Source organism: Pseudomonas viridiflava (genome assembly GCF_003702045.1).
Classification (GTDB): domain Bacteria; phylum Pseudomonadota; class Gammaproteobacteria; order Pseudomonadales; family Pseudomonadaceae; genus Aquipseudomonas; species Aquipseudomonas viridiflava_C.
In genome coordinates, this window is sequence record NZ_RBTP01000012.1 from 126,951 (window position 1) to 153,627 (window position 26,677).

25 protein-coding genes and 1 pseudogene are annotated in these 26,677 nt (G+C 58.3%); 16 read left to right on the top strand and 10 right to left on the bottom strand.

Going from position 1 to position 26,677, the window contains the following annotated elements:
- Positions 1-49: 49 nt before the first annotated feature.
- Complete coding sequence (locus ALP40_RS02645; RefSeq protein ID WP_122206738.1) at positions 50-919, top strand: TauD/TfdA family dioxygenase; 870 nt, start codon at positions 50-52, stop codon at positions 917-919.
- A gap of 195 nt (positions 920-1,114) precedes the next feature.
- Here the strand turns inward: ALP40_RS02645 and ALP40_RS02650 are convergent, their stop codons facing one another.
- On the bottom strand, positions 1,115-1,657 hold the full coding sequence (locus tag ALP40_RS02650; RefSeq protein WP_122206739.1) for a GNAT family N-acetyltransferase: 543 nt from the start codon (positions 1,655-1,657) through the stop codon (positions 1,115-1,117).
- A gap of 220 nt (positions 1,658-1,877) precedes the next feature.
- Here ALP40_RS02650 and ALP40_RS02655 point away from each other — a divergent pair, with 220 nt between their 5' ends.
- The gene (locus ALP40_RS02655; protein ID WP_122206740.1) at positions 1,878-2,843 is read left to right on the top strand and encodes an alpha/beta hydrolase; all 966 of its coding nucleotides are present in this window, start codon (positions 1,878-1,880) and stop codon (positions 2,841-2,843) included.
- 180 nt (positions 2,844-3,023) lie between these two features.
- On the opposite strand, the gene ALP40_RS02660 is transcribed toward ALP40_RS02655, so the two are convergent.
- The 6 genes from ALP40_RS02660 to ALP40_RS02685 all read right to left on the bottom strand — a co-directional run bounded on the left by ALP40_RS02660 (position 3,024) and on the right by ALP40_RS02685 (position 8,484).
- Positions 3,024-3,845, bottom strand: coding sequence for an SDR family oxidoreductase (locus tag ALP40_RS02660; protein WP_122206741.1), 822 nt, complete (start codon positions 3,843-3,845; stop codon positions 3,024-3,026).
- A gap of 304 nt (positions 3,846-4,149) precedes the next feature.
- Entirely contained in the window at positions 4,150-4,920 is a 771-nt protein-coding gene (locus ALP40_RS02665; RefSeq protein ID WP_122206742.1) for an SDR family NAD(P)-dependent oxidoreductase, read from the bottom strand.
- A 106-nt stretch (positions 4,921-5,026) separates the two neighbouring features.
- Positions 5,027-5,938 (bottom strand): hypothetical protein, encoded by a 912-nt coding sequence (locus ALP40_RS02670; protein ID WP_122206743.1) that lies wholly within the window; start codon positions 5,936-5,938, stop codon positions 5,027-5,029.
- Positions 5,935-6,630: a hypothetical protein gene (locus ALP40_RS02675; protein WP_122206744.1), complete on the bottom strand. Its 696-nt coding sequence runs from the start codon at positions 6,628-6,630 to the stop codon at positions 5,935-5,937. The genes ALP40_RS02670 and ALP40_RS02675 overlap by 4 nt, the downstream gene beginning before the upstream one ends.
- Before the next feature lie 265 nt (positions 6,631-6,895).
- The gene (locus tag ALP40_RS02680) at positions 6,896-7,516 is read right to left on the bottom strand and encodes an SOS response-associated peptidase family protein (RefSeq protein WP_183135988.1); all 621 of its coding nucleotides are present in this window, start codon (positions 7,514-7,516) and stop codon (positions 6,896-6,898) included.
- A 317-nt stretch (positions 7,517-7,833) separates the two neighbouring features.
- Positions 7,834-8,484, bottom strand: coding sequence for a glutathione S-transferase (locus tag ALP40_RS02685; RefSeq protein ID WP_122207414.1), 651 nt, complete (start codon positions 8,482-8,484; stop codon positions 7,834-7,836).
- A 195-nt stretch (positions 8,485-8,679) separates the two neighbouring features.
- Here ALP40_RS02685 and ALP40_RS02690 point away from each other — a divergent pair, with 195 nt between their 5' ends.
- Positions 8,680-9,255: a TetR/AcrR family transcriptional regulator gene (locus ALP40_RS02690; protein ID WP_122206746.1), complete on the top strand. Its 576-nt coding sequence runs from the start codon at positions 8,680-8,682 to the stop codon at positions 9,253-9,255.
- On the opposite strand, the gene chrA is transcribed toward ALP40_RS02690, so the two are convergent.
- Both chrA and ALP40_RS02700 read right to left on the bottom strand, forming a co-directional pair.
- Positions 9,252-10,610: a chromate efflux transporter gene (chrA, locus tag ALP40_RS02695; RefSeq protein ID WP_122206747.1), complete on the bottom strand. Its 1,359-nt coding sequence runs from the start codon at positions 10,608-10,610 to the stop codon at positions 9,252-9,254. The genes ALP40_RS02690 and chrA overlap by 4 nt on opposite strands.
- A gap of 50 nt (positions 10,611-10,660) precedes the next feature.
- The gene (locus ALP40_RS02700; protein WP_122206748.1) at positions 10,661-11,329 is read right to left on the bottom strand and encodes a GntR family transcriptional regulator; all 669 of its coding nucleotides are present in this window, start codon (positions 11,327-11,329) and stop codon (positions 10,661-10,663) included.
- Between the two features lie 254 nt (positions 11,330-11,583).
- Between ALP40_RS02700 and ALP40_RS02705 the strand changes: the two genes are divergently transcribed.
- The 10 genes and pseudogenes from ALP40_RS02705 to ALP40_RS02750 all read left to right on the top strand — a co-directional run bounded on the left by ALP40_RS02705 (position 11,584) and on the right by ALP40_RS02750 (position 21,909).
- The gene (locus tag ALP40_RS02705; protein WP_122206749.1) at positions 11,584-12,816 is read left to right on the top strand and encodes an NRAMP family divalent metal transporter; all 1,233 of its coding nucleotides are present in this window, start codon (positions 11,584-11,586) and stop codon (positions 12,814-12,816) included.
- An 18-nt stretch (positions 12,817-12,834) separates the two neighbouring features.
- Positions 12,835-13,605, top strand: coding sequence for a LamB/YcsF family protein (locus ALP40_RS02710; protein WP_122206750.1), 771 nt, complete (start codon positions 12,835-12,837; stop codon positions 13,603-13,605).
- Positions 13,602-14,396: a putative hydro-lyase gene (locus ALP40_RS02715; RefSeq protein ID WP_122206751.1), complete on the top strand. Its 795-nt coding sequence runs from the start codon at positions 13,602-13,604 to the stop codon at positions 14,394-14,396. Before ALP40_RS02710 ends, ALP40_RS02715 begins: the two co-directional genes overlap by 4 nt.
- A 9-nt stretch (positions 14,397-14,405) precedes the next feature.
- Positions 14,406-16,007 carry an urea amidolyase family protein gene (locus ALP40_RS02720; RefSeq protein WP_122206752.1) on the top strand — a complete coding sequence of 534 codons (1,602 nt, stop codon included), beginning with the start codon at positions 14,406-14,408 and terminating at the stop codon, positions 16,005-16,007.
- Complete coding sequence (locus ALP40_RS02725) at positions 16,004-17,740, top strand: biotin carboxylase N-terminal domain-containing protein (RefSeq protein ID WP_122206753.1); 1,737 nt, start codon at positions 16,004-16,006, stop codon at positions 17,738-17,740. Before ALP40_RS02720 ends, ALP40_RS02725 begins: the two co-directional genes overlap by 4 nt.
- A gap of 123 nt (positions 17,741-17,863) precedes the next feature.
- Positions 17,864-18,367: pseudogene (locus ALP40_RS02730) on the top strand (OprD family outer membrane porin); the annotation flags it as partial.
- A 489-nt stretch (positions 18,368-18,856) separates the two neighbouring features.
- A complete protein-coding gene (locus tag ALP40_RS02735; RefSeq protein ID WP_122206754.1) occupies positions 18,857-19,225 on the top strand; it encodes an antibiotic biosynthesis monooxygenase in 369 nt (122 codons plus the stop codon).
- 81 nt (positions 19,226-19,306) lie between these two features.
- The gene (locus ALP40_RS02740; RefSeq protein ID WP_122206755.1) at positions 19,307-20,212 is read left to right on the top strand and encodes an NADP-dependent oxidoreductase; all 906 of its coding nucleotides are present in this window, start codon (positions 19,307-19,309) and stop codon (positions 20,210-20,212) included.
- Positions 20,213-20,352: 140 nt separating this feature from the next.
- Positions 20,353-21,114 carry an SDR family oxidoreductase gene (locus tag ALP40_RS02745; RefSeq protein ID WP_122206756.1) on the top strand — a complete coding sequence of 254 codons (762 nt, stop codon included), beginning with the start codon at positions 20,353-20,355 and terminating at the stop codon, positions 21,112-21,114.
- 99 nt (positions 21,115-21,213) lie between these two features.
- On the top strand, positions 21,214-21,909 hold the full coding sequence (locus ALP40_RS02750) for a tRNA (adenine(22)-N(1))-methyltransferase TrmK (RefSeq protein ID WP_122207415.1): 696 nt from the start codon (positions 21,214-21,216) through the stop codon (positions 21,907-21,909).
- Here ALP40_RS02750 and ALP40_RS02755 read toward each other — a convergent pair.
- Positions 21,906-22,748 (bottom strand): EamA family transporter, encoded by an 843-nt coding sequence (locus ALP40_RS02755; RefSeq protein ID WP_122206757.1) that lies wholly within the window; start codon positions 22,746-22,748, stop codon positions 21,906-21,908. The genes ALP40_RS02750 and ALP40_RS02755 overlap by 4 nt on opposite strands.
- Before the next feature lie 147 nt (positions 22,749-22,895).
- Between ALP40_RS02755 and gcvA the strand changes: the two genes are divergently transcribed.
- The 3 genes from gcvA to ALP40_RS25340 all read left to right on the top strand — a co-directional run bounded on the left by gcvA (position 22,896) and on the right by ALP40_RS25340 (position 26,577).
- Entirely contained in the window at positions 22,896-23,771 is an 876-nt protein-coding gene (gene gcvA, locus ALP40_RS02760) for a transcriptional regulator GcvA (RefSeq protein WP_259640668.1), read from the top strand.
- A 227-nt stretch (positions 23,772-23,998) separates the two neighbouring features.
- Positions 23,999-25,702, top strand: a complete 1,704-nt coding sequence (locus tag ALP40_RS02765; protein WP_122206759.1) for an AAA family ATPase — start codon at positions 23,999-24,001, stop codon at positions 25,700-25,702.
- Positions 25,699-26,577 (top strand): HNH endonuclease, encoded by an 879-nt coding sequence (locus ALP40_RS25340; protein WP_147478289.1) that lies wholly within the window; start codon positions 25,699-25,701, stop codon positions 26,575-26,577. The genes ALP40_RS02765 and ALP40_RS25340 overlap by 4 nt, the downstream gene beginning before the upstream one ends.
- The last annotated feature ends 100 nt before the right edge of the window (positions 26,578-26,677 follow it).

The window sequence follows — 26,677 nt, forward strand, 5'->3', positions numbered from 1 at the left end:
TTAGCGAACGGCTTGGCAATCGGATATGACAAGAAGAGGGTGAAGGAACATGGACCAACTGGCACTCAAGGCCATCGAGCGCATCGCAGGCGCTCCACGCACGCCGTATCACAGCATTGAAATCGACCGTCTGACGCCGGTCATCGGGGCCGAGATCAGCGGAGTCGACCTGTCGCAGCCGCTTGATGACGAGCAACTGAGCGAAATCCGGCGCGCGTTGCTGGAAAACCACGTGCTGGTGTTCCGTGATCAGCATTTGAGCGTGGAGCAGCACAAGGCGTTCGGCAGGCTGTTCGGTGAACTGCGCGCGCTGCCGGTGGACAGCATCGATGGCGATGACCCGGAACTGGTGGTGGTCCGCGCCAATGCCCAGTCACGCTTCGTCGCGGGTGAAACCTGGCACACCGACGGCACCGCCGACCTTGAGCCATCGATGGGGTCGATGCTCTACGTCAAGGAAACCCCAGCCATCGGCACCGGCGGTGACACACTGTTCGCCAACATGCACCTGGCGGTGGAGATGCTGTCCCCGGCCATGCAGCAGTTCCTGTCCGGACTGACCGCCATCCATGATGGCGAAATACCGTGGAAAGGCTTCACGCCGCCCGCCAATCTCCCTAAGAGTGAACACCCGGTCGTGGTCCGTCATCCGGAAACGGGCAGGCCGACACTGTTCGTCAACTCGGGTTTCACCTCGCATATCGTGCAGCTCTCGAGCGGCGAAAGTCAGGCGCTGTTGAACATGCTGTTCGATCTGGTGGCGCGCGAGCCGATCCTCAGTTGCCGGGTCCGCTGGGCACCCAACACCCTTGTGTTCTGGGACAACCGCTGTACTCAACATCACGCGGTCTGGGACTACTTTCCCCACTCGCGTTACGGTGAGCGCGTCACGATCCTGGGGGCTCGGCCAAGGGCGTGAGCCTTTAGCCTCCCCGGCTTCTGCCCGGAGGGCGTGGGTGGCGTCACGCGGCAAACTCCGTGGGAGCGGACTTGTCCGCGAAGAGGCTGGTACATCCGACAAAAATGCAGAGGCTCAAATAATGCATTCGCGGGCAAGCGCGCTCCCACGGTTTCGGGCTTGCTTCTGCCCGCAGGGCGTAGGAGCTTTCGGAGGTTACGACGGCAGCGATGGGCTGCGCGGCGGCCCCAGCTGCAATCCATAAATCAGGTCATCAAACCACTGATCACCAATCTGATACGCCTGCGGCACGCGACGCTCGAAGGTGAAACCGCATTTCTCAAGCACCCTGCAGGAGGCGATATTGCCATCAGTGACGGTCGATTCCAGCGAGTCCAGCCCGATGGCAGTGGCGTAGTCGATAATTGCCTGCCGTGACTCGGTGCCGTAGCCCTTGCCTTGGCATTCCGGCAAAAGCAGGCAGCCCACCTCCGCATGCCCCGGCGACATGATCCGAAAGCCGCTGACGCCCAGGTCCTGCCCGCTCTGCCTGTCGATGACCACCAGACACAGCCAGTGATCCGACTGTGGACTCCATGCAGGCAGCCGGTGATCGAAGCCTTTGCGGATCATCTCCTCGCCGATTTCTCCGAACACATACCGCATGGTCTGTGGCTCGCGATGAAGCCTTAGAAACAGCGGCCAGTCCGCTTCGACCAGCGTGCGCAGGTAAAGCCGTTCGGTGTTCAACTCCAGCATCCAATGCTCCTTGCACGATCAGAATGGCACGGTGTTTTTTACCCGGAGGGCAAGCAATGATCAATCACTGAATCAGTACATCAGCCTTTAACTGTGCCCAATGCATGATCGCTCCGTCATTTCGTGCAATGAACGCCACAGCGTCGCACGACTCTATTCATCACCGCTGCGTATAAGTCATCCATCACTGCGGCTACCGGCCTGACAGGAGCGTAAATATTTGGACAGCACAAACCCCTTGTCTTTCAGCGAGCAGGAGCGGGCACAGGCGCGTCAGTTCAATCAGAAACTCGCCCGGTTTCCCCGCTTCAAGGTCCGCAACCGAGTCATGCCCGTTTTGATTCAGTCACTGTTGCGCGTCAGCCAGATTGGCGGCGCGGGCAAACTCAGCCGTCATGGCCTTCAGGCCGAAAAGAAAATCGTCAGCTTCGACAACGTACCCGTTTCGGTGCGCATCATCAGGCCCAAAGGCACGCCAAAAGGCGTCGTGCTCGACTTGCACGGGGGCGGCTGGGTGATCGGCAACGCGCAAATGAACGATGACCTCAATGTCGCGATGGTCAACGAGTGCGAAGTGGCCGTGGTGTCGGTCGACTATCGGCTCGCCGTGTCCACACCCGTGGAAGGCCTGCTGGACGACTGTTTTTCGGCCGCGTGCTGGCTGCTGGGTACGGATTGCAAAGAGTTTGCAGGCCTGCCGGTGATCATCGTCGGTGAATCCGCTGGTGGCCATCTCGCCGCCGCGACCCTGCTGAAACTGAAGGAAAAGCCCGAACTGCTGCAGCGCATAAAAGGCGCGCTGCTCTATTACGGCGTCTACGACCTTACCGGAACCCCGAGCGTGCGCAACGCCGGGCCCGACACCCTCGTACTCGATGGCCCCGGCATGGTCGACGCCCTGCGCCTGCTCACACCCGGCCTGAGCGACGCACAACGGCAACAACCGCCGCTGTCGCCTCTGTACGGCGACCTCACCGGCCTGCCGCCTGCGCTGATGTTCGTCGGCGACATCGACCCGCTGCTGGACGACACCCTGCAAATGGCCGAACGCTGGAAAGACGTGGCGGAAGTCGAAATGCATCTGCTGCCGGACTCTCCACACGGCTTCATTCATTTCCAGACAGCGATGGCGGGCAGGGTGCTGGCGCATGGGCGGGATTGGGTGACGCGGGTGATAAATCGCTGATGTGTGCGGCATCGATCACCCGGACCTGCGCTTGCGATGTCGCAACACGACAAAGCCTATGACCTGAATGGCGACGATGCCAGCCACGATTTTTTGCAGGGGAGGGCTGTGGTCGCTTAGCCACACGATGAAGAAAATCGGAATGCCTATTTAGGTTGCCGCCATTCGCGCGCGCAGTTTTCAGGTTTCGCTGTCATCTAATACCACTGGCGTCGCTGCCGACCCCGCCAACATGCCTCCATCGATGTTGAACTCACTGCCGGTGATGTAAGTAGCCTCATCGGTGGCCAATAGCAGGGCCACAGCCGCCACTTCTTCGGGCATTCCAAATCTTCTGAGCGGAGTGTCTTGAACGAGTGCAGCCATTCGCGCCTCCCGCTCAGCATCGGCACCCAACATTGGCTCCCACATAGGGGTGAGGATGGCGGCCGGGTGGATCGAGTTGCATCGGACTTTCAATCCCTGCTCGGCGCAGTAAAGCGCCACTGTCTTGGTGTGATTGCGCACAGCGGCCTTGGACGATGCGTAAGCAGCCGCGCCAGGAATACCAACCAGTCCGGAGCGAGAAGAGATGTTGATAATGGAACCAGTCTGAGTACGGCGCATGGCTTGAATAGCGTATTTGCACCCGAGAAACACGCCATCGAGATTGGTGCTATGCACAGCCTGCCAGTCCTCCAGACGCGCATGCTCTGGGTCGTGCTGGACAGCACCCTGCTCAAATCCGGTAATGCCCGCGTTGTTGACCAGTACGTCTAGGCGGTCGTGCGCCTTTAGGACCTGCGTTGTCACTCGCTGCCACTCTTCTTCGCAGCGCACATCAAGATGCAGATAACAGGCACGGTCTCTTAACGCTCTTGCAGTCGCTCTTCCGAGCACGTCGTTAATATCAGTGACGTAAACAAAACAGCCTTCCTGTACGAACCTTTCCGCAATCGCGGCGCCGATCCCTTGAGCCGCACCTGTGATGATCGCGATCCTGGATGTCAGTTTTCTGTCCATAAATGAAGCCTCCCTCTTCAGGTGTGTGCAACAGCTTGTAGAAACAGTCTACGTCCTATGAAATGCTTCGCCTTAAACGCGTCTAATTTTGTCGCAAGGACTTGGCTCGTCCCGACGTTAAATATTTAGCACTCGGCACTCGGCACAATCCGCGCGTATCACGGGTGCGTAAAGGCCTAGGCAGGCTTCATCGAGATGCGAAGTCAGGTGTTTGGCTGTGTGGTATTGAGTCAACCGGCTTCCAGTTGCAAACATGGCGGACGGCAGTGATGGGTCGAGTGGCGTCAGATGCTTCCGGTGACACTCACCACACAATCGGCCTACCATCCCAAGCCCAAAAGGTCCCGGTATCAGCCGGACCATGCCCCCCGACTAACTCAATAATGCGCTCCGCCGAGAACGCCGGTTCGAACAGTTGCCCATCAGGGACGTTTGCCTGAAATGGCTGGGACAGTTCGGTGTCGGTGGTGCCTGGGTGGATGGCCAGGACGGTGGAGGCGGGGTTCAGGCGTTTCAGTTCGATGCTGGCGGTGTGCAGCAACTGGTTGAGCGCTGCTTTGCTGGCTCTGTAGCTGTACCAGCCGCCCAATCGGTTATCGCCAATGGAACCGACCCTTGCGGAGAGCGCCGCGAAGGTAGACGGGTGTTTGCGCAGTAACGGGAGCAGGTGTTTGAGCAGCAGGATTGGCGCGAAAGTGTTGGTGGCGAAGCTCGCTTGCAGACCTTCAAGCGTCAGTTGGGACAGGCCCTTTTCCGCTTTCGCACCGTCCTGATGAAGAATGCCCAGCGCATTGATGACAAGGTGCAGGTGGTCGCAGTGTTCACGCACCTCACTTGCAAGGTCTTCGAGGGATTGCTCGTTGCGCGCGTCGCAGTCGACGCGTTTCAGGCGATGGCCATATTGCTCTGCGAGTGTCGCCAGCGCTGGGGAGGCGCTGGCGTTTCGTGCGACCGCCCATACCTGAGTCACATCATCGCGAGCCAGCAACGCCGTGCACAGTGCCAGGCCGATGCCTCGGCTGGCTCCGGCTATCAGTACGTTAGCGTCGCTGTTCAGTTCGGGTATCAAACGCATGAGGCACCTTGGGGAGCATGGCAGAAGTAGTGCTATGACTTCCGACTACGGTCTGACGTTCAGGTGGGCAATGGTTGTAAAGAAACCTCAACGAACGCCCAACCCCCTACCTACTGCCATAAACCCTTTTCAGTTCTTCCTGCGTCAACGCATCTTCAAACGGCACTGGCACGGCTTTCACCGCGCCATACAGGTTCCGGTACCGCCAATAATTCCCGCTGCTCACCAATTGATACCCACGTTCCACGACACGCTGACCATCCAGCACGTACCTCAGTGTTTCCTGAGCCGCTGCAGGTGGATCGGGCAGTGTCATGTCGGCGGCCAGCAGACGCATTGATTCGTCGATGCATTCGTCGAGGGCAGCGGTGACTTGGGGGAGGTCGAGGGTGCCGTCGTCGATGCAGCGTTTGCCGCAGCGTCGGATCGGTTGGCTGGTGACTTCGATGCGCATGCGGTACAGCGCAGAACCTGCGATGTCTTGCACTTGCACCTGATTGATCAGCACGAAGCTGCCACGATCGGCGGTGAGCATCAACTTGGGTTCGACCACCAGTCGGGCGCTGACGGGGCCGGTGCCTTGTTTGATCCCGGCTGCCAGCGAGGCCTGTTGGAAGCGCTGTTGCAGACGGTCCTGCAACTGAACGCCAGCCATCAGGTTGGCCAGCGGCTGTGATTCCTTGATCGCGGCGTTTTCGGCATCGCGCTGCAGGCTACCGCTGCCCATCTGTGTGTTGATCAGGCTGGCGACCAGCACGCCGGCGATACCAGCGCCTGCGCCTGAGCTGGAGACGAGGGTGTAGCTCGACGATGCGGCTTTTTTTGCGGCTTCGGGATCAATCACGGTGCTGGCGCTGACGAAGGTCTGCGGCAGTTGCAGGTCCACCTTGACGCCGTGAGCCTGAACGTACGTCACGGCATCTTGCGACTTGAAACCCGCCGGCGGCGCAGGCTTCTGTGCGCAACCTGCAAGTGTGAACAGGGCCAGTGCGCAGGCCGCAATCAACGGACGTTTCACTGTTCGAACGCGCTCAGCATTTGCTGGCGGCTCGTGTCCATCGTCTGGTAGAACGCGTTCGTCAGGTTGGCGTAGTTCGGTTCGTCCCACTCGCCTTGAGCCGCCTGGACGACGGCAAAGCTTTTGAACCACAGCAGTTTGTTATCGGCCAGATTGACGACCATGCCTTGCCCGCCGACCTGTGCCATCGGCACGCTGGTGGGGACGACACTGTAATAACTGCGGGTGGCACCGGTGACTTGAACGTTCACGAGCAACAGGCGATCAACGCCGTAGGTGGTCTTGATCGATGACAGGTCGCGAATGGTATAGCCCTCGCGGAAGCTGACTTCCTTGTAGGTGTTCAGGTTGACCGGTTCGTTGATGCGCTTGGCCTTGTAGCCCTTCGCTTTGAGCTTGGCGACGATGGCGTCAGGCAGCGTGTTGAGGTCTTTGACCTGCCATTTTTCAACATTGCCGCGCAGGTTGCTGTTGACACCGGTATTGATCGCCAGATCCAGCAGCCCCTGAGTACCTGTCAGTGCCAGTACGGGCTGAGGTACGACGGTAATCGCCACGCCGATGGTCTGTTCTTTGTCATCCCAGAATTGATGATCCAGCGCGACGGGAGGTTGAACGTGGGCACAGCCGGTGAGGCTGAGGCAGGCAAGCAAAGTCAGTGTTGCCAAGGTGCGAAGTGCGTGAAAAGACATCTCTCAGGTCCCTATGATTAAAAACGACGAGGCCTGTATCGGCAGTCGTCGTGATAACCGTAGTGGCTAATTGATATTTTTTTTGATCATTCACGAACAAGGTTGTCGCTTTCCTCCCGATACAGCGTATGCAGTTCACTCACGGGCAACACGCCGCTGCGAAGGTTCTCGATGGGCGGAAATTGGCTGTAGGTTATCGGGCCGGTGCATCCACAGCGCAGACCCTGATTCACATTACGTGAGGATGGGTTCTTGAGCAGCAGGTCTAGAACATGCGCTGGGCAGTGAGAACGTGCTCCAGTTGCGGCTCGTTGACTGCCATGTGCAGCGCCATGTGTTGCGCCTGTTCCCAACACAGTTCCGGTTTTAACCATTGGAGCGCCGCGTCAGCGTCGAAGGCCAGCAAGCGCTGTTGAGGGTTGGACGTGTCACCGTGTGTCATCAGAACGAGCCCGTCGCAGCCGGACGATGGTTCGCTGATCTGGGCAAGGGCGGCCAGGAAAATCGGCGTGGATTCCCGGGAGGTGGTGTAACTCAGGCGGCGGCTATGGGGCGACGGGTGATCAGTCGGTACGTCATACCAACCGTCAACCGCGACCAGAACCCGGCCTCCACTGCGAATGCGATCAAATGCCCTGGAGCGCATCACCAAGTGCAGAGGCAGGTGGGTGCGTGGCGGCAGGGTTCCCATTGTCCAGACCGGGGACCAACCCCAGCGAACCTTGACGCATTCCAGTTCACCGTCGCGCTGGCGGATCGCACGGATCTGCATATTGGGTTTGATAACGCTGGTCTTTTTATGAGGGGCGAAGTCTGTGGCCAGATGCAGGCTCTGGTTCAACGCGCTCAGCCGACTGCTGGCGCTGCCGTTTTCTTTTTGGGCCAAAAGCCCTGAAAAGTCCGGGGATGAAACGGGTTGGACGATACATTCACACATTGCGATAACTCCGGCAGTCACTCTTAAAAACATCAATACCTGTGCGTCGTCTATGCACGTCTTGAACTGCCTGCGTGCGTTGACGTTATGTAGGTACGAGCGACTGCCAGGAAGTCAGGTTCGAAAAATCGCGGTGGCCAGCAGATGAACGGAAAGCTGAATGCGTTAAGCGGTTTTTACACCCCAGCCTCAGGCTGGTGTGCATCGTGTGTGGCGCATGCGGTTTTAACTGCCCGCTGCGCCCACACGCTATCGGTTGTTCAGCCTTATGGTCGGCCGCGCTCCACCATCTCTTTCCATGCTTTGACGCTCGGCCTTTCCTGCATCCGCGCATGCCATTCGCGTAACGCGATGCAGTCGTCAGGCACCGGCAGTTTCACCAGCGAGGAAAAAATCATTCCCCCCAGTACCGCGATGTCGGCCATCGAAAACCGGGCGCCGGCAACAAAGGGTTGGTGCTTGAGCAGTTCATCGAAATAACGCATGCCTCTCACGGCCTTGTCGCGCATCCGGTTGCCCCATTCAGCGTTCTGATACAGCTCGACATCTGGCCCAAGCCCCGGGGTTGCGTGGTGGAAGTAGGTGCTGACTGCATCGAGAAATTCGATTTCCGCGCGTTTGGTCATCATGTGGATGAGGCCTTTTTCGACAGGCGTTTCGCCGGTCAGGTCGGGGCTGCCCACCAGAACATCGAGGTACTGAGTAATGGCGGTGCATTCGGCAATGAGCGTGCCGTCACCCAGCTCCAGCACGGGGAGGGTGCCTGAGTAATTGATTGCCAGAAATTCCGGTTTCTTGTGCTCACCGGTCCACAGGTTGACGGACACGAACTCGATGTTCGAGAGCAAGCCTTTCTCGGCCAGTGCGATGCGTACACGCGCCGGGTAAGGGCCATCGTACCAGTCGTGGATTTTCATCATCGGGATGGTTGCTGTGGAGGAGGATGGCGCAGTTGCATATGTCATGGTCAGTTACCTGCCTGTCAGTTGGTAGGCAAAGGTTGCGCGTCCTATACGAGCCTGTCAACCCCTACCTACCAATTGGCAGGTTGGGCATTGTGCGAGTAGAATCGGCCGCAACGATCAGATGAATGCGCAAGTGAGGATCCAGACGTGAGCGAGAATGCCCGAGAAGCCATATTGGCCGCCGCAAAAGCGGCCGCTCAGATTCATGGCTACAGCGGAATCAATTTCCGCAGCATCGCTGATACCGTGGGGATCAAGAACGCCAGCATTTATTATCACTTTCCAAGCAAGGCGGATCTCGGTGCGGCAGTTGCCCGGCGCTATTGGCAGGATACGGCGACCGTGCTGCAGGGAATACGCGACGAGAACACCGATCCGGCGCGTTGCCTGCAGTTGTATCCGTCAATCTTTCGCACGTCCTTGGAAAACGGCAATCGACTGTGTCTGTCCAGCTTCATGGCGGCTGAATACGAAGACCTGCCCGAGGAAGTGAAGCGTGAGGTCAAGGCATTTGCAGACGCCAATGTGGCCTGGTTAACCCAGGTGCTGGCTGATACGAGACTTGGAAGCGCAGAAAAATGCGAACGACGTGCGCGTGCGATTTACACCGCCGTTGCCGGTGCGCAGTTGATTGCCCGAACCCGCCAGGACATCGGCCAGTTCGACGAACTGATGCTCGATTATCAGGACGCCGGGCTGATTCCGGTTCAACCTGTCCACTAACGCAGTAGATAGACCGCCGACCCGGCAAGCGCACACGCGACCAGGACCTGGATGACGCCTCGTTTGAAGCGAAACAGGGCGATGGCCGCTGCGATGGCGATCAGCGCCGATGGCCAGTCTGGCTTGCCTTCGAAGCCATGCGGCCACAGCACGTGATAGCCGAAGAAACAGGCAAGGTTGAGGATGACGCCGACCACCGCCGCCGTGATCGCGGTGAGCGGGGCGGTGAACCTGAGTTCATTGTGAGTCGATTCCACCAGTGGTCCGCCCGCCAGGATGAACAGGAACGAGGGCAGAAAAGTGAACCAGGTCACCAGCGCTGCAGCGACAGCGCCCGCCAGAAATACCTGATCCGGTCCGAAGACCTGCAGGACATACGCACCGACAAACCCGACGAAGGCCACTACCATGATCAGCGGTCCCGGCGTGGTTTCTCCAAGGGCCAGCCCGTCGATCATCTGCGTCGGCGTCAGCCATCCGTAATGTCCGACCGCGCCCTGATAGACATACGGCAGCACCGCGTAGGCACCGCCGAAGGTCAGCAACGCCGCCTTGGTGAAGAACCAGCTCATTTGCGTCAACGTGCCGCCCCAGCCGAAAAGTCCGGTCAGTACCATCATGGGCAGTGTCCAAAGCACCAGACCGATCAGCATCAGCCTGATCATTCCGGAAACGCTGAACCGGGCATGCCCGGGCGTTGGTGTGGCGTCGTCGATCAACGCCGGGCCAAAAGACCTGTCCGCTGCCCTGTGTCCGCCAGCCCCGAAATGTTCCGGCACCAGGCGACCGCCTATAAAACCGACCAGTGCAGCCCCCAGTACGATCATGGGAAACGGCACATTGAAGGCGAAGATCGCCGTGAATGACGCGGCCGCTATCGCCCAAAGCCAGGCGTTCTTCAGTGCCCGGGATCCGATTCGGTGAGCAGCCTGCACCACGATTGCCGTCACGGCGGGTTTGATGCCGTAGAAGAGGCCCGCCACGACCGGCATGTCTCCCAGCGCGATATACGTCCAGGATAGCGCGATCAGGATGAACAGCGAGGGCAATACAAAGAGCACGCCGGCCACGACACCACCCCACGTCCGGTGCATTAGCCAGCCGATGTAGGTCGCCAACTGCTGCGCTTCGGGACCTGGGAGCAGCATGCAGTAATTGAGGGCATGCAGGAATCTTCGCTCTGAAATCCAGCGTCTGCGCTCTACCAGTTCCTGGTGCATGATCGAAATCTGTCCGGCCGGACCGCCAAAGCTGATGAAACCGAGCTTTAGCCAGAACCAGAATGCCTCACGAAGGCTGACCGGTTCCGGGACACAGAGAGTGTCCTCAGCAGTCGATGGAGATCCTTTGCTCAATGACGAATACCTTTGCGTGCGTGTCGGGCGCAAATCAGCGCCCAGGCTGTTTAGCGTTTCAAACTGCGCTCATAAGCGGCCAGTAACGTGCGTTCCGACTGCACCAGATAGGATTCGAGCATCGCGGTGGCCTTGTCAGCCTGACCCGCTTCAACGCATTCAAGAATCGATGCGTTCATGTCGATGTACGGCACATGCAGATATTCCGGCGCGTTGAGCAATCCGAAGGCCAGCCGCAGTTCCGCTGAGATTTGTGCGTAAAACACCACCAGCCGCGGGCTGTCGGCCAGCTCGACAATGCCCTGATGGAACATCATGTTGGCGGTGCCCACCGCCACCCAGTCCTTGGCTTCACGCGCCCGCACGCTGGCGTCGACCGCTTCACGCATGCGCAGCGCTCCGGGGTGTTGTGGATAGCCTTGGGCGATGGCGTTGCACTCGATGAAACGGCGCACGCGGTAGATGTCGATGATCGAGGCCATGTCCGGTTCCGCGACCGTCACGCCCCGATTGGGTTCGTGCTTGAGCAAGCCTTCGCGGGTCAGCACCCGGAATGCCTCTCTTAGCGTATTGCGGGAGATATCGAGATTCTCTGCCAGCGCCGCTTCTGACAGGCGCTGACCTGGAACCAATTCGCCTTCAACCAGCATCCTGCGGATTTCTTGAGTGATGGATTCTCCCAATGTGCGGGCAGGAGAAGGGGGTACTGCGTCTTTCATAGAGGTTCCAGGGTGGGTAAAAGCCGCGACGATATTCCCTGAGAGCTTAGTGCGTGGCAAGGAAGAAGCGTATTGCGTGCTTCATTAGGTAGCGCGCCTGGGTGCTGGGGTAACAACTTGGTGCATTTGGATGATCAATTGAATATGCATTGTTCAACAATACAGCCGCTCTAGATCTACAGTCAGGCGTTATCGGTTGAGTCTTGGCATGCACATTGCTCTGCTCAGGTATCACTCACCGTAGGAATGTTGCCGTGACACAGACCACTCAAGAGTTTACGAAAGCCCGGCGCGCTTCGTTGATCGCTGCGATATTCATGATGGCGACGTCAGCTATCGGTCCGGGCTTTCTCACTCAGACGGCGACCTTCACCGCCACACTGGGTGCAGCGTTCGCTTTCGGCATTCTGGTGTCGATCCTGATCGACTTCGTCGTCCAGCTAAACGTCTGGCGTATCGTGTCGCTGACCAAAATGCGCGCGGCCGATCTGGCCAATGCTGCCATTCCGGGCAGTGGCTACTTGCTAACGGTGTTGGTGCTGTGCGGTGGGCTGGTGTTCATGCTGGGTAACATTGCCGGTGCAGGTCTGGGTTTGAATGCGCTGACCGGTCTTGATCCTAAATGGGGCGGCGCCTTGAGTGCGCTGCTCGCCATTGCGATCTTCTCGTCTCATCGCGCAGGCGTGGCGATGGACCGGATCATGATGGGGCTGGGCATCCTGAAAATATGCCTGATCGTGTTCGCATGCTTCGCGACCCATCCTCCGCTGGGCGAAGCCCTGCGTCAGTCGGTATGGCCTGACTTCATCGACTTTGCCTCGATTACGACCATTGTGGGCGGCACGGTAGGCGGTTACATCACCTATGCAGGCGCTCACCGTCTGCTTGACCGTGGCACCGTTGGTGTAGAGAACATTCAGGCGGTATCCCGCGCAGCACTGACCGGTATCCTGGTGACTGGCATCGCTCGCTACATATTGTTTCTCGCTATTCTGGGTGTGGTGGCAAGCGGCGTGGTTATCGACGTGTCTGGCAAGGGCGCAAACCCTGCCGGTCAAGCCTTCCAGGCAGCAGCAGGTGACATCGGCATGATGATGTTCGGTCTGGTGCTATGGGCAGCGGGGATCAGCAGTGTGATCGGCGCGTCTTATACATCGATGTCCTTCATAACGGTGTTCTCCAAGAAGATCACTGAGCGCGCTCGTCACCTCGCCACCGTGGCGTTCATCGTCATCTGCATGGCGGTGTATCTGATGATCGGCAAGCCGCCAGCAGCGCTGCTGGTGTTCGCAGGTGGTTTCAACGGCCTTATCCTGCCGCTGGGCTTGAGTATTTTCATGTACGTGGGCTGGCGCCGTTCGGACCTGATGGACGGCTACCACTATCCTCGCTGGCTGCTGGTGCTGGGCGTGCTGACCTGTCTGCTGTCGTGGTTCATGGCTTACAAATCGGCAGGCGCCATTTTTGCCTTCATCGGCGCGGCCTGATCCAAAGGAGATTTTCTGATGCGTGCAATTGACCTTAACAGCGACCTGGGAGAAAGCTTCGGTGCCTGGAGCATGGGCGACGATGCGGCCATTCTCGAAGTGGTCAGCAGCGCCAACGTGGCGTGCGGATTTCATGCCGGTGACCCGGCCGGAATCTTGCGCACACTTGAGGCGGCTGCCGCGCGTGACGTGGCGGTCGGTGCCCATGTGGCCTATCCGGACCTTGTCGGCTTTGGCCGACGCAACATGGACGTGCCTGCCGAGCAACTCACCGCCGATGTGATCTATCAGATCGGCGCGCTACAGGGCCTGGCCCGCAGCGCCGGGACCACCGTGACCTACGTCAAACCTCATGGTGCGCTGTACAACACCATCGCAGGCGACTCGGTTCAGGCCGCGGCAGTGATTCAGGCGATTCTGCGCATCGACCCGCAGCTCACACTGGTGTGCCTTGCCAACTCGAATTTGCTGGGATGGGCGCGTGATGCGGGCCTGACCTGCGTATCCGAAGCTTTTGCGGACCGTGCCTACACCGCTCAGGGCACGTTGGTGTCCCGCTCGCGCCCGGGCGCTGTTCTGCATGATGTCGAGTTGATCGCCGAGCGCATGTTGCGACTGGTGCGCGACGGCGTCATCGAGGCCGAAGACGGCAGCCTGATCGAACTGGAAGCCGACTCGATCTGCGTGCATGGCGACAGTCCCGGCGCCGTCAACATCGCCCACGCCCTCAAACACCGCCTGCTCGAAGCAGGGGTCAACATTCGTGCCTTTACCCGAGGTGAGTCATGAGCGCATTGAACGACGCCCGACAGTCAGCCATCGCCGCCCGCGCCCTGTATCGCGAAGGCATGGTGTCGCCCACCGCAGGCCATGCGCCAGGGCTGACCCAGGCCAATATGATTTGCCTGCCGCGTGAGTGGGCCTACGACTTCCTGCTGTTTGCCCAGCGCAACCCTCAGGCCTGTCCGATTCTGGACGTCACCGAGCCTGGTAGCTACAGCACCGTGCTGGCCGAGGGCGCAGACCTTCGCACCGACATTCCCCTGTACCGCGTCTGGCGCGACGGCAAGCTGGCCGATCAAGTGACCGATGTGCGGGGGCTATGGGCCGAGCATACGGATCTGGTCACGTTTCTGATTGGTTGCAGCTTCACCTTCGAGACCCCTTTGCTGGAAGCTGGCATCGATGTGCGGCACATCAGCGAGGGCTGCAACGTGCCGATGTACCGCAGCAATCGCATCTGCCGTCCGGCCGGGCGTCTGAAAGGCGAGACGGTGGTGTCGATGCGGCCCATTCCGGCCGACCGGGTGGCCGACGCCGTGAAGATCACCGCACGCTACCCCAACGTGCACGGTGCTCCGGTTCATGTGGGCGAGCCTGCCCTGCTGGGGATCGACGACATTTCCCGGCCAGACTTCGGCGACGCCGTGACTATCAAGCCCGGCGAGGTGCCGGTGTTCTGGGCCTGTGGTGTGACACCGCAGGCTGTGGTCATGGCGTCCGGTGTGCCTTTTGCGATTTCACACGCACCGGGCTACATGTTCATCACCGACGTGCCCGACAGCCACTATCACGTATAGGAGAGGATCATGCGTTTCTACCCGGTCAGCCAGGACGCGCTTCTGGTTGAATTGGCGAACCTGGACGAGACTCTCTCCCTGTTCGACTCGTTGCAACAACAGCCCATCCACGGCGTTGAGGAACTCGTTCCAGCCGCCCGGACTGTGCTGGTGCATTTCCGTCCCGGTGCGGTCAGTCGCGAAGCGCTCGCTGCGCAGATCGCCACGCGCGATGTTCACGGCAAGGCGCGTGAGGCCGGCAAGCTGATCGAAATTCCCGTGCATTACAACGGCGAAGACCTGGACGATGTGGCCCGTGAACTGGGCATCAGCCCTGAAGAAGTGATCCGGCGCCATACCGGCAGCGACTACAACGTGGCGTTCTGCGGTTTTGCGCCGGGGTTCGCCTACCTGAGCGGCGGTCCTGAATTCGTTGTGCCGCGCCGTAGCACACCGCGTACCCGCATTCCCGCCGGTGCCGTGGCGCTGGCGGGCGGTTTCAGCGGCGTCTATCCCCAGGCCAGCCCCGGCGGCTGGCAGATCATCGGCATCACCAACGCCCGCATGTGGGATCTGGAACGTGACGAACCTGCGTTGCTGCAACCGGGCTACCGGGTACGCTTCGTGGATGTCGGCCCTGGCACCGATGCGGTGTCGGTGGCTGTACCGGCGCGTCGCCAGAGGTTTCAGGCCACCGAAAACTACCTGGAAGTCCAGTCGCCCGGTCTGCAAACACTGTTTCAGGACCTCGGACGTCCCGGTCGTGCAGGGCAGGGGGTTTCGGCTTCCGGCGCGATGGACCGCGGCGCATTGCGAGCCGCCAACCGCGCAGTGGGCAACGATCCGGCAACAGCCTGTCTGGAAGTGCTGATGGGCGGCCTGACGTTTACCTGTCACGGCCAGACAGTCGCTGCGGTCACTGGCGCAACGGCTGCTGTGGAAGTGCTCACTACCGACGGCCATCGGCTGCATCCGTCGCTGTACACGCCATTCGTGTTGCAGGAGGGCGATCGGGTCAGCATCGACACGCCTTCTGCGGGGCTGCGTAACTACGTGGCGATTCGCGGCGGCTTCACGCAGGAACCGGTGCTGGGCAGTCTGTCCACCGACACGCTGGCTCAGGTCGGCCCTGCGCCGCTGGCAGTTGGGGATCGTCTGGGCTTTCACAGCAAGCCGGGCGGCATGTCGGTGTCGCTCAGCGAACAACCGCCGTTCGACATGCCCCATTCCGATCAGGTCATCGTGCTGGATGTGGTGATGGGCCCGCGTGGTGACTGGTTCACCGCCGACGCTCAGGCCGTGCTTGCCGGCCAGACCTGGCAGGTTACGCCGCAGTCGAACCGCATCGGCGTGCGGCTGGCAGGCGATCAGGCGCTTGAGCGCTCGGTTCATGGCGAGCTGCCCAGCGAAGGCACGGCCGTTGGCGCGATTCAAGTACCGCCCAATGGCCAGCCGGTGCTGTTTCTGGCGGACCATCCGTTGACCGGTGGCTACCCGGTCATCGCCGTTGTCGCGCCTCATCACCTGGATCTGGCCGGTCAGATTCCGATCAATTCGCGCATTCGCTTCAACCCGCTGGGCGCGTTCGAGCCCGTGTGCCCCGATCTTTCAGACGAGACCCATCACCCATGAAAAAGGTTCTGATTGCCAACCGTGGCGAAATTGCCATCCGTATCGCCCGCGCCTGCCGTGACTATGGTGTGGCCTCGGTGGCGGTGTACGCCGATGCCGATATCGATGCGCTGCATGTGCGCCACGCTGACGAGGCCTATGGGCTCAATGGCGAGCGGCCTGCCGACACCTACCTGAACATCGAAAAACTGCTGGCGGTGGCTGTTCGGGCCGGTGCCGACGCGGTTCACCCAGGTTATGGCTTTCTGTCCGAACGCGCCGACTTCGCCCGCGCCGTGATCGATGCAGGCCTGACCTGGATCGGCCCTGATCCGAGCACCATCGATGCCTTGGGTGACAAGGTCCAGGCCAGACGTATCGCCCAGAAAGTCGGTGCGCCCTTGGTGGCCGGTACTGAAGGCCCGGTGAGCGACGCCAGCGAAGTGGTTGCCTTTGCCGAGCAGTTCGGTCTGCCGATTGCGATCAAGGCGGCGTTCGGCGGCGGTGGTCGTGGTCTGAAGGTGGCGTGGAAACTCGACGAAGTCAGCGAGCTGTATGAATCGGCGGTACGCGAAGCCGTGGTCGCGTTTGGGCGTGGCGAATGCTTTGTCGAGCGCTTTCTGGACAAGCCCCGGCACATCGAAGCGCAGATCATTGCCGACCGTCACGGCCGGGTGGTGGTTGCCGGGACCCGTGACTGTTCGTTGCAGCGCCGCAATCAGAAACTGATCGAAGAAGCACCTGCGCCGTACCTGGATGACGCGCTGCGTCAGCGTATTCATGATTCTGCGCGCGACATTTGCGCCGAGGCGGGCTATGTCGGCGCGGGCACGGTGGAGTTCCTGCTCAGCGCCGACGGCACGCTTTCATTTCTGGAGGTCAACACTCGCCTGCAGGTTGAGCATCCGGTCACCGAAGAAACCAGCGGCATCGATCTGGTGATCGAACAGTTGCGTGTGGCCGACGGTTTGCCGTTGTCCTTCGAAGGCACACCGGTTCCGCGTGGTCACAGCTTTGAGTTTCGTATCAACGCGGAAGATGCGGGTAACGGCTTCCTGCCGACGCCGGGCTCCATCGATCTGTTCCAACCGCCGTCCGGTCCTGGCGTTCGTCTGGAAACCGGCGTCGAACAGGGCTCGCGTGTGTCGCCAAACTTCGATTCGATGATCGCCAAACTGATCGTCACCGGCGCCACCCGTGAACAGGCGATCCGTCGTGCCCGTCGGGCGCTGGCCGAGTTTCGTATCGAGGGCGTTGCGACCGTACTGCCGTTCCATCGCGCAGTCATGGACCATGACGATTTCACCGCTGCCGACACCTTCGCGGTATACACCCGCTGGATCGAGACCGATTTTGCCGAGCAGATCACTCTGGCTCCGCGTAGCGTCGAACCGGTCGATCCGGGCGTGTTGCGCACCTTCGTCGAGATCGATGGCAAACGCCATGAACTGGGTTTGCCAGCGGCGCTGTTGCGTGGCGTCAGTGTGGGCGCAAATGAGGCCGTGATCACACCTGCATCGGCCGAAGCGGTTGATCCGCAGGCCGTCGTGACGCCGGTTGCTGGCAACCTGCACAGTTGGGTGGTCAGTGACGGGGAATTGGTGGATGCGGGTCAGGTCATTGCGGTGGTCGAAGCGATGAAAATGGAAACCTCGGTGTTGGCACCGTGCTCAGGTCAATTGCAGATTACCGAACAGCCCGGAAGTTATCTGAACGCAAAGTTCCAGATCGGGCGTATCAACACAGACAGCTGATCAGCACTCCCTTCTTTCGGCAAAAAAGACACAGCCGGGTCAATGACCCGGCTGCTGCGTCCTGCCGCCTGAATGTTTTTCACGCACCACTGCACTGCTTATAAAAATAAAACCAATCGATTCAATCTGCCCTTTAGCAGCCCGGTGGTATCGAGCAATGACACTTGCCTGTTACCCGCCACCTTCGAAGGCGCCATGCTGACGTCGAAAGATATCAACAACCTCATCCTGCAAAGCGGCAAGCTGGAGCAGATCAGGTTCAACAGCGCTTTCAACTATCAGGACTTCACCGGAAAGCGCATTGGTGACACCCGTGATGATTTCACCTGTGGCGGTGGTACGGCAATCTGGAGAACGTTCATCGGCAGTACTACGGTGGCGTTGTCTACGAGATTCTGCTTGGAATCGGCAGTGGCTGAAGTTCGATTTGCGGTATTCGAAAAGTACTGAGGACGGCAACTTTCGTAACCTCGACGACTGTGCCGCACTGATTTGGCTTACGTCATCCAGAGTGGTTCGTTGAAGAACATGAGCCTCAGGCTCAGGAACGCCACGGTCCGGTCCAATTTCGGCAACGATCTGGATGAAACACGCTTTATCGTGAGTTACACACTGCCGTTGTGGTGACAGATTTTCGGAAAGATCACGTCCTGTTTAAAAACACTCGGACGTAGGAGGCGGCTTGTCGGCAAGCCATCTCTTATCAAAAAAACCTGTAATTCGTTGAAGATAATCGAATTTTTAAAGGGGGCTGGTGGCGCTCCGTTTGTCCGCGAATACTGCATTCAATCGCTGAGTATTCGTCGGATGTACCGGCCATTTCGCGGACAAGTCCGCTCCCACGAAGTTTGCTACGCGCCAGCGCTACATCGAAGACGGAGTGGAGCCTCCTACAACGTTTTATTTACTCAGTACATGATAGTCAACTTGGTATTCGAAGACCGGGAGCCGGGCTGTTTAGGTGCTATGAGCAGCCCGGCACCCTGGTGACAGAAACTGTCCGTCTGCCCTTTTATCATGGCGCAGACAAGGCAAAATCCTGGACGAACGATTGGCGCAGCGGAGACTGTTTCTTGCCTTGGCAAATGAACCAGTAGCTGATCGAGGAGATACATCATGTCCAGTGTCGAGCCGCTTGATCCATCGTTTCCGTTGAGCCAACAAATGGGGATCGATGCCGCGCCCATCGTGTTGGTCAATGTCTGCACCCTGTCACCTGAGGACGAAGCAGCCTTTCTGGTCGCATGGGCAGCAGATGCCGCTTTCATGAAACGCCAACCCGGTTTTATCTCGACGCAGCTTCATCGCGCGCTCGGCGACAGCCCGACCTACCTCAACTACGCGATTTTCGAATCCGCGCAGGCTTGGCGCACCGCTTTCAAGCACCCGGACTTCCGCGAGATCGCCAAGGCTCATCCGCCGTCGGCCGTGTTTCGTCCGCACCTGTTTCAAAAAGTCGCTGTCGCCAATTTGTGCACAGCCTAGCGATTGCAATCTGTTGCCGTTCTATGACAGCCCGGACGGATCACTGTCCCGGCGGTTCTTTACGCTGTAAGAGGAATGCATATGAAAGCTGTTCAGTTCAATGAATACGGTGGCACTGATGTATTGACCATCGTCGACATAGAGCCTCCTCGCCCGGGCGCAGGCGAAGTGCGTATCAAAGTACAAGCCGTCGGGGTCAATCCCATTGATTGGAAGATACGGGCAGGCTATATGCATGACTTCATGCCCGTGACCTTTCCCGCCGGTGTCGGCTCGGAAGCAGCAGGCGTGATTGACGAGGTCGGCGAGGGCGTTTCAGGATTCGCGGTCGGCGATACCGTCTTTGGCTACGGACGAAATACGTTGGCTGAGCATGCAGTGTTGAGAAGTTGGGCGCACGTGCCGCGCAACATGCCAATCGAGGTGGCGGGTGGCTTGCCGGTCATTGTTGAAACGGCGACTCGCATCCTCGACCACGTCAATATCAAGGTTGGCGAGACGCTACTGATCACGGGCGCTGCGGGCGGGGTCGGATCGGCTGCCATCCAGATCGCACTGCATCGCGGCGCAATCGTGATCGGTACGGCGAGTGCTCCAAAGCATCAGTACATTCACAGTCTGGGCGCTGTTGCGACGTCCTACGAACCCGGCCTGACGGCCAGGGTGCGCGTGTTGGCGCCAAACGGCGTGGATGCGGCACTCGACCTGGCAGGGGCTGGTGTGATAGCCGAGCTGGTAGCAATTGTGGGCGATGCTGATCGTGTTGTCTCCATTGCTGATGTGACGGCCTCGCAGCATGGCGCAGCGTTCTCCGGGAAATCGCTCGATCATCCCGAGCGGGCGTTTGCAGAGGCGGCGCGTTTGTATGAACTGGGATTGCTCGATCTGCGCATCGAGCAGACCTTCCCGATGGAACAAATCGCCACCGCTCAACAGATCAGCGCCGCCGGGCACGTGACCGGCAAGCTCGTCATAACGATTCTTTGATCGAATCACCGGTTTCGGCGTGCACGTGCATGCCCAACCCGGTTTGAAGCGCGAGTGCGTCCTGCGCGGCATGGCACACAGTCTTGGTATCAATACGTCTTTTTTTCTTTAAAAAGCGAAAATAGTAGGGAGTTGCAACAATGGAATTGAGCGGAAAAACAGTGCTGATCACGGGGGGCACAAGTGGCATAGGCCTTGAACTTGCCCGACGTTTTTTGGCGATGAACAACCGCGTTATCGTTACAGGGCGTGATGAGGCAAAGCTTAAGGCAGTTCAGCGTGAGTTGCCGGGTGTGCATGCCCTACGCAGCGACGTCAGTCAGGCAGATGATATCGTTAAATTGCATGAGTACTTGATGCGAGAGTTTTCTACGTTCGACATTCTGGTAAACAACGCAGGCGTCATGCGCAACATTGAGCTTGGCACGCCTCGCTCGCTCGACGACGTTGCGGTCGAGATTGACGTGGATCTGACGGGGCCCATTCGAATGGTGCAGCAGTTTCTTGCGCACCTTCTCAGCCGGCCTGAGGCAATGATCATTAACATCACGTCGGGGCTCGCGTTCGTTCCTTTTCCAGCGTCGCCGATCTACAGCGCCGCGAAGGCCGGATTACATGCATACACCCGCGCATTGCGTGTGCAGCTTAAACAGACCTCGCTCAAAGTGATCGAAATCGCCCCTCCGAGTACTGACACCGCCTTATTCAGTAACCTCGTCACCGAGCATGCCTCCAAAGGCCCGGCCCCCATGCCGCTCATCAAGCTGGTAGATCAGGCGATGGCAGGTATTGCAGCAGGAAAGACCGAGATACGTCCAGGCTTGAGCCAGAGGCTCTATCTGCTGAGCCGCATCGCACCCGAGTTCGGATTACGGCAGTTGGCCAAGGCCACGGGGTTCTGAACGCTCAGATCCAGACAGTTGAAATCAACCTCATACACGGACAGAATCGCGCCCCGATCCGGCCTGTGCGTGCGGACGTTTTGATGAAAGGGATTGCCGGTGAACGAACAGACATTGTCCATGCGCCTGGAGCGCGTGGCGGCACATGTGCCCGCCGATGCGCGGCTGGCCGACATCGGTTCGGATCACGGCTACCTGCCGGTGGCCTTGATGCGTCGTGGCTTGATTGCCGCTGCGGTCGCGGGCGAGGTCGCTGTGACGCCGTTTTACGCGGCCCAGCGTGTGGTGCGCGAGAACGGTTTTGAACAGCGGATTGCCGTGCGCCTGGCCAATGGTCTGGCAGCCATCGAACCGGGCGACAGCATCACGGCTATCAGCCTGTGCGGCATGGGCGGTGAGACCATTCGCGACATCCTCCAGGCTGGCAAAGCGTGCTTGAGCGGCACGGAACGTCTCATCATGCAGCCCAATGGTGGCGAGCAACCGCTGCGCTTATGGCTGATGGAGAACGGCTACCGCATCGTCCGGGAAGACGTGCTGCGCGAGAACCGCTTCGACTATGAAATCCTTGTTGCCGAGCCTACCGGGCCGGTCACGTACACCGCAGAACAGCTGTACTTCGGACCTCTTCAGTTGCAGGCGCGAACCCCAGCGTTTCTGGCCAAGTGGCAGCGCTTGCTGCATCAGCGACAGAAAACCCTGATCAGCTTCGCCAAGGCAAAACAGGGTGTGCCTGAACAGAAGTTGCAGGAGGTTGAGCAACAGATTCGCTGGATCACTGAGTTGTTGGCCTAAAGCCCAAGACAAATGGCCCCAGCCGCCACCAGCCCGCAAACGGCCCAGCGCTTCGTACTCATCTCTTCGCCCAAAAACAGCTTTCCGATCAACGCCGCAAACACCACGCTGGTTTCGCGCAAGGCCGACACGCCGCCCATTGCGCCTGACTGCATGGCCCAGATCACGATGCCATAAGCGGCGATGGACACCAGCCCGCCGAGCGCCGACGAGCTGACGGCGGCGGGTTGGGTTTTCAGTGATCTTGCCAGCTCACTGAACCCTCGGCTCACCACAAACAGCAGCGGCATCGCCCAGAACGACAGGAACATCCAGGCGGCATACGCAACCGCCTGACCTTCCGATTGCCGCACGCCGATGCCGTCGATCACGGTGTAGAGCGCGATCAGCACGCCGGTTGCAAGCGCTGCGAGCACGCCAGAACGGGATACGTACCGGTCCAGAAGGGCAAGCGTGAGGATACCGCCTGAAATCATGACGACACCCAGGACGTGCACAGGGCTTAGAGTTTCGCCCGCGAACACGGCGGCACCCAGGGTCACGAGCAGAGGGGAGGAGCCACGAGCAATGGGGTAGGCCACCGCCAGATCACTGTTGCGGTACGAGCGCACCAGACTGATGTTGTAGACGATGTGCACCAGCCCGGAGACCACCAGATAGGGCCATGCTCCAGCGGCTGGCAATGGCAGCATCACAACCGCCACGGTAGACACGGACGCGATCATGATGCCCATCCAGGCCATCGATAAATGACGGTCGCGGTTGCCATGCAGCATGGCGTTCCAGCCTGCATGGAGCACGGCAGCCAGTAATACGAGACCGCCAGCGTAACTGAGCATGGTGTTTTCCAGATGGGCAATGCGAAGGAGACGCCAGAAACAAAGGCAGCGTTTATCTGCTCAACAAAATATCTATCTTGGTACGGCCTGACAAACCAGATAAATTGGCTGCTCACCTTAGCGTAGCTATTGCGAATGAAGCGAGAATTGCCCCCGCTCAATGCGTTGCGCGCCTTCGAGGCGGCCGGTCGTCTGGGCAGCTTCAAGGAAGCGGCAGTTGAACTGCATGTCACGTCCGGAGCGATCAGTCAGAGTGTTCGTCTGCTTGAGGATTGGCTGGGCTCGGCATTGTTCGAGCGACACAATCGGCGGGTGATCCTGACCGCAGCAGCCAAGGCTTATCTCACTGTAATAGGCCCGCTGCTGGAGCAGATCGCGCTGGCGACAGCACGGTTCGGCTTACCCGATCCGGCGCCTCGCAGGCTGCTGGTGAACGCACTCGCGACGTTTACGTTGCGCTGGCTGGTGCCGCGACTTGATGCGTTTCGAGCCAGTCATCCAGGCATCGACGTGCAGGTCCACACTTCGAACAAAGCCGTTGAAAGCCTGAAGGAGCCCTACGACATTATTATTCGGGGTGGGCCGGACACGCTTTATGGTTACACCACCCGAACCTTTCTGCGTGAAGACAGAATTCCCGTGTGCAGCCCGGCATTACTGGCACGATTGCCACTGCGCACGCCGGAAGATCTCAGGCAGCACACGCTCTTGCACACCTCAAGCCTGCCAAGGCTGTGGCCGGACTGGCTGGCGAGCGCCAATATTCCTGCGTTGCAGCCAACTGCAGGTGTGGTGTTCGACCATTTCTATCTGACCTTACAGGCGGCCATCGACGGGCTGGGCATCGCGATGGGGCCCGCAGCGCTGGTGGCCAGCGACCTGCAGACCGGACGGCTTGTGATGCCTTTCGATGGTCCGCGTCTCAAGTCACGCAGTTACTGCGCTTACGTGCCTGACGAGAAGCTGGCCGATGACACGGTGCAGCTGTTCTGTTCATGGCTTGAGGGGCAGGGTGACGGTTGAGAATATTCCGCTATCGGACAGGGCAAGCGATAGCCTTGCAGTGACGTTGGGCGTCGTAATGGGCAGAGGGTCCAAGTTCGACTGCTCATTGTCGAATGACATGGACACGACGCAGTTGCACCGCCCCAGCAAAGTAACCGACGTGATTGGAGTTTTTTAGAGCACCTGATGTATCCTCGACTTGAGACAGTGAGTCCACTGCTGACAGGTATACGGAGATACAGGTAATGTCAGGGTTTGATTTTTTTTATTCGACAGCTTTTGATTTTGATTCGATCGACGGTATTCATCTACTGCAAGACCATGTCGGTACTTCCTATCCCCAGCCGTGGGACGATTATAACTACACCGTGACGTTTCAGGTTCATCGCGTGGTGGCGGGTGCACGTGAGCCGTTGGGCCGAACCAAAATCTTGGTGAAGAATTACAAAAACACCTCCGATTATTTCTTGTCGTCCACTGATCAAGTCGGCAGCAGTCGCCGAATCACAGGCCTTCTGAATCCACAGAACGTCGTCTCGTTGGCGTCGGATATAGACTACTACCGTCGAGTGGGGCTGCGGCTTAAAACAGAGGCGGTCGAGTACCTGCGCAAGATATGTGACGGGAGCTATAACTACGACGGTTATAAGAATTACTCTGCATGGGGTGGTTTTGATTCGTCACTTTTTCGAAGCAGTATGGCCAAGGCTATTCTGAAAAAAGGCCACCAGATAGCGCTGGGTAGCTACGAGGCGCAAGACAGTTTTTCGTTTTCCCTCGGCGGGCTGACAGACTGTTTTGACGCATTGAATTTTAACTTTGATAACGGAAGAACGTTAGGTCCAACAAATATAAATCTTCTGGTTGGACGTAACGGCGTTGGTAAAAGCCATATTTTGCGGCATTTGGTGGATACCCTGACAGGCGTTAAACAGCATACAGAAAGCTGGCCTTTTTTTCATAAGGTTGTCGTGGCTGCCTATTCACCTTTTGAGTCTTTCAAGACAGAGAGCGAGCTCTCCATTGCGCTGGGAGCTGAAGCCTCGCCGCCGCGTGAGACCTCCCCGGAAAATGAACGGGCGTCCAAAGATGAGCAAGAGCGTCGTCGCCGTCTTGTTAACGAGTATGTCTATTTAGGGTTCAGGGACCCCAAGGGTACGTTTTCACTTGAGTGGCCCAAGGAAAGCAGCGCTCGAGCGGTGCACCGGATTCTTCAATACGATATGGAAAATCAGTGGTCCGCCGTTGGCCGTTTCAATTTGCTGTTCCAGACGTTAAAGAGATCAATAGAATTTGACGCCATTGAGCTTAACGCTTTGGGTGGAGAGTCGATTGTACTTAAAGAAAAAGATGAGGCGTTAAGACACGAGCTGGCGGGCAGAGGCGACTTGGATTATGCGCGAGGCATTCGTTTTCTCAACGACGGTGAGGGGGTGTCGCTTAGTTCGGGACAAACCATTTATTCTTATCTGTTGCCCAGCCTGGTGGCAGAGGTCGATGGCGAGAGCCTGCTGATACTTGATGAGCCGGAGCTTTACCTGCACCCCGCAATGGAAGTGGGCCTGCTTGATATGCTTAAGCAACTGCTTATCGCGACCAAGTCAAATGCTATTATCGCCACACACTCATCCATTTTGGCGAGGGAGGTTGAACAGTCCGGCATTTCCATACTGCGTAAGGTCAACGGGCGCACAGAGGTGTCCAGACCCCGTGTTGAGACATTCGGTCAAACGGTCGAAGTTATTATGGGGCTGGCATTCGATGACTACGAAATACGTAAGCCCTATGAGGACGCACTTGACAGTGCGGTGAAAACGTTTAGCAGTCCCGAGGCTGCGTTGGAAACGCTAGGGCCGGATGTGGGGGATGAAGCACTGGCTTACTTGACAGCAAAAGTTGAAGACGATGAGGATGGAATAGACATTGAAATTGAGCGGAGAGCGGAATGAAATACCTCTCTTTACTGCGAGTCAGAACAGAGTGTGCTTGGCTGGATCAAGCAATTTTGTCAGAAAAAGACAATGCAAAGCTATTGCATTATCTGAAATTTACGCTGCATGAGCATTATCGAAAATTTGATGCCGTCATTGATGATTATAAAACCGCGCCGGCGCCTTCACGGATAGGTGTGACCGCTCAGGTACTGAAGGCGTTTTATTCGAATCCGCCTACGGCACTTCGTGGAAGCTTTAAGTTGCGTCGTACTGATCACCAGCTTGACGAGTGCCCTTATTGTGGGTATCCATCCCCTCCCGACACGTTGGACCACTTCATACCGAAAGAGAAGTGGCCTGAATTCGCGATATTCTCAAACAACCTGGTCCCCCAATGCCGTGATTGTGCGCCTATTAAAGGGCATCGCTATTATTGCAGTGATAAGCGGCAGGCCCTGTTTCTTCATCCCATGTATAGCGCAGCGCTGTCGGCGGTTCGCTTTGATGTTGACATCACAATGGAGCATGAAAAGCCATTGTTTAAGCCTCGCTTCAGCATCGAAAAGTCCACCAGTGAAGAGGAGGCCAATCGAATCAAATTGCACTTGCGTGCGTTGAAAGTGCCGAAGCGGATTGTGGCGTATTGCGAACACCAGTATAAGCGATGGGGGCGATTGGTTCGCGAAAAGGGTTGTAATATTAAAAAATCTTTTGAAACCCGCCTGGATGAGTATGGAGGTCATGCCTATGCCAGCAACTGGGCGGCGGCTTTTTATTTAGGGGTGTTGAGCAGGCCTGAAGTGATAAAGAGTCTTCAAGGTGATGTGCATCAGAAACCGTCATGCGTTCCCGAATGTACACTGCCGCTTATGCTTGATGAAGATGAATAATCTTGACCTGCGTGAGGTTTGAAATATTATCGGGCTGTCGCCCAGGCGTGCTATGACTTTCTGGCAATCAGAGGAAGGCGCAAGCGCGATTATGCTGTTG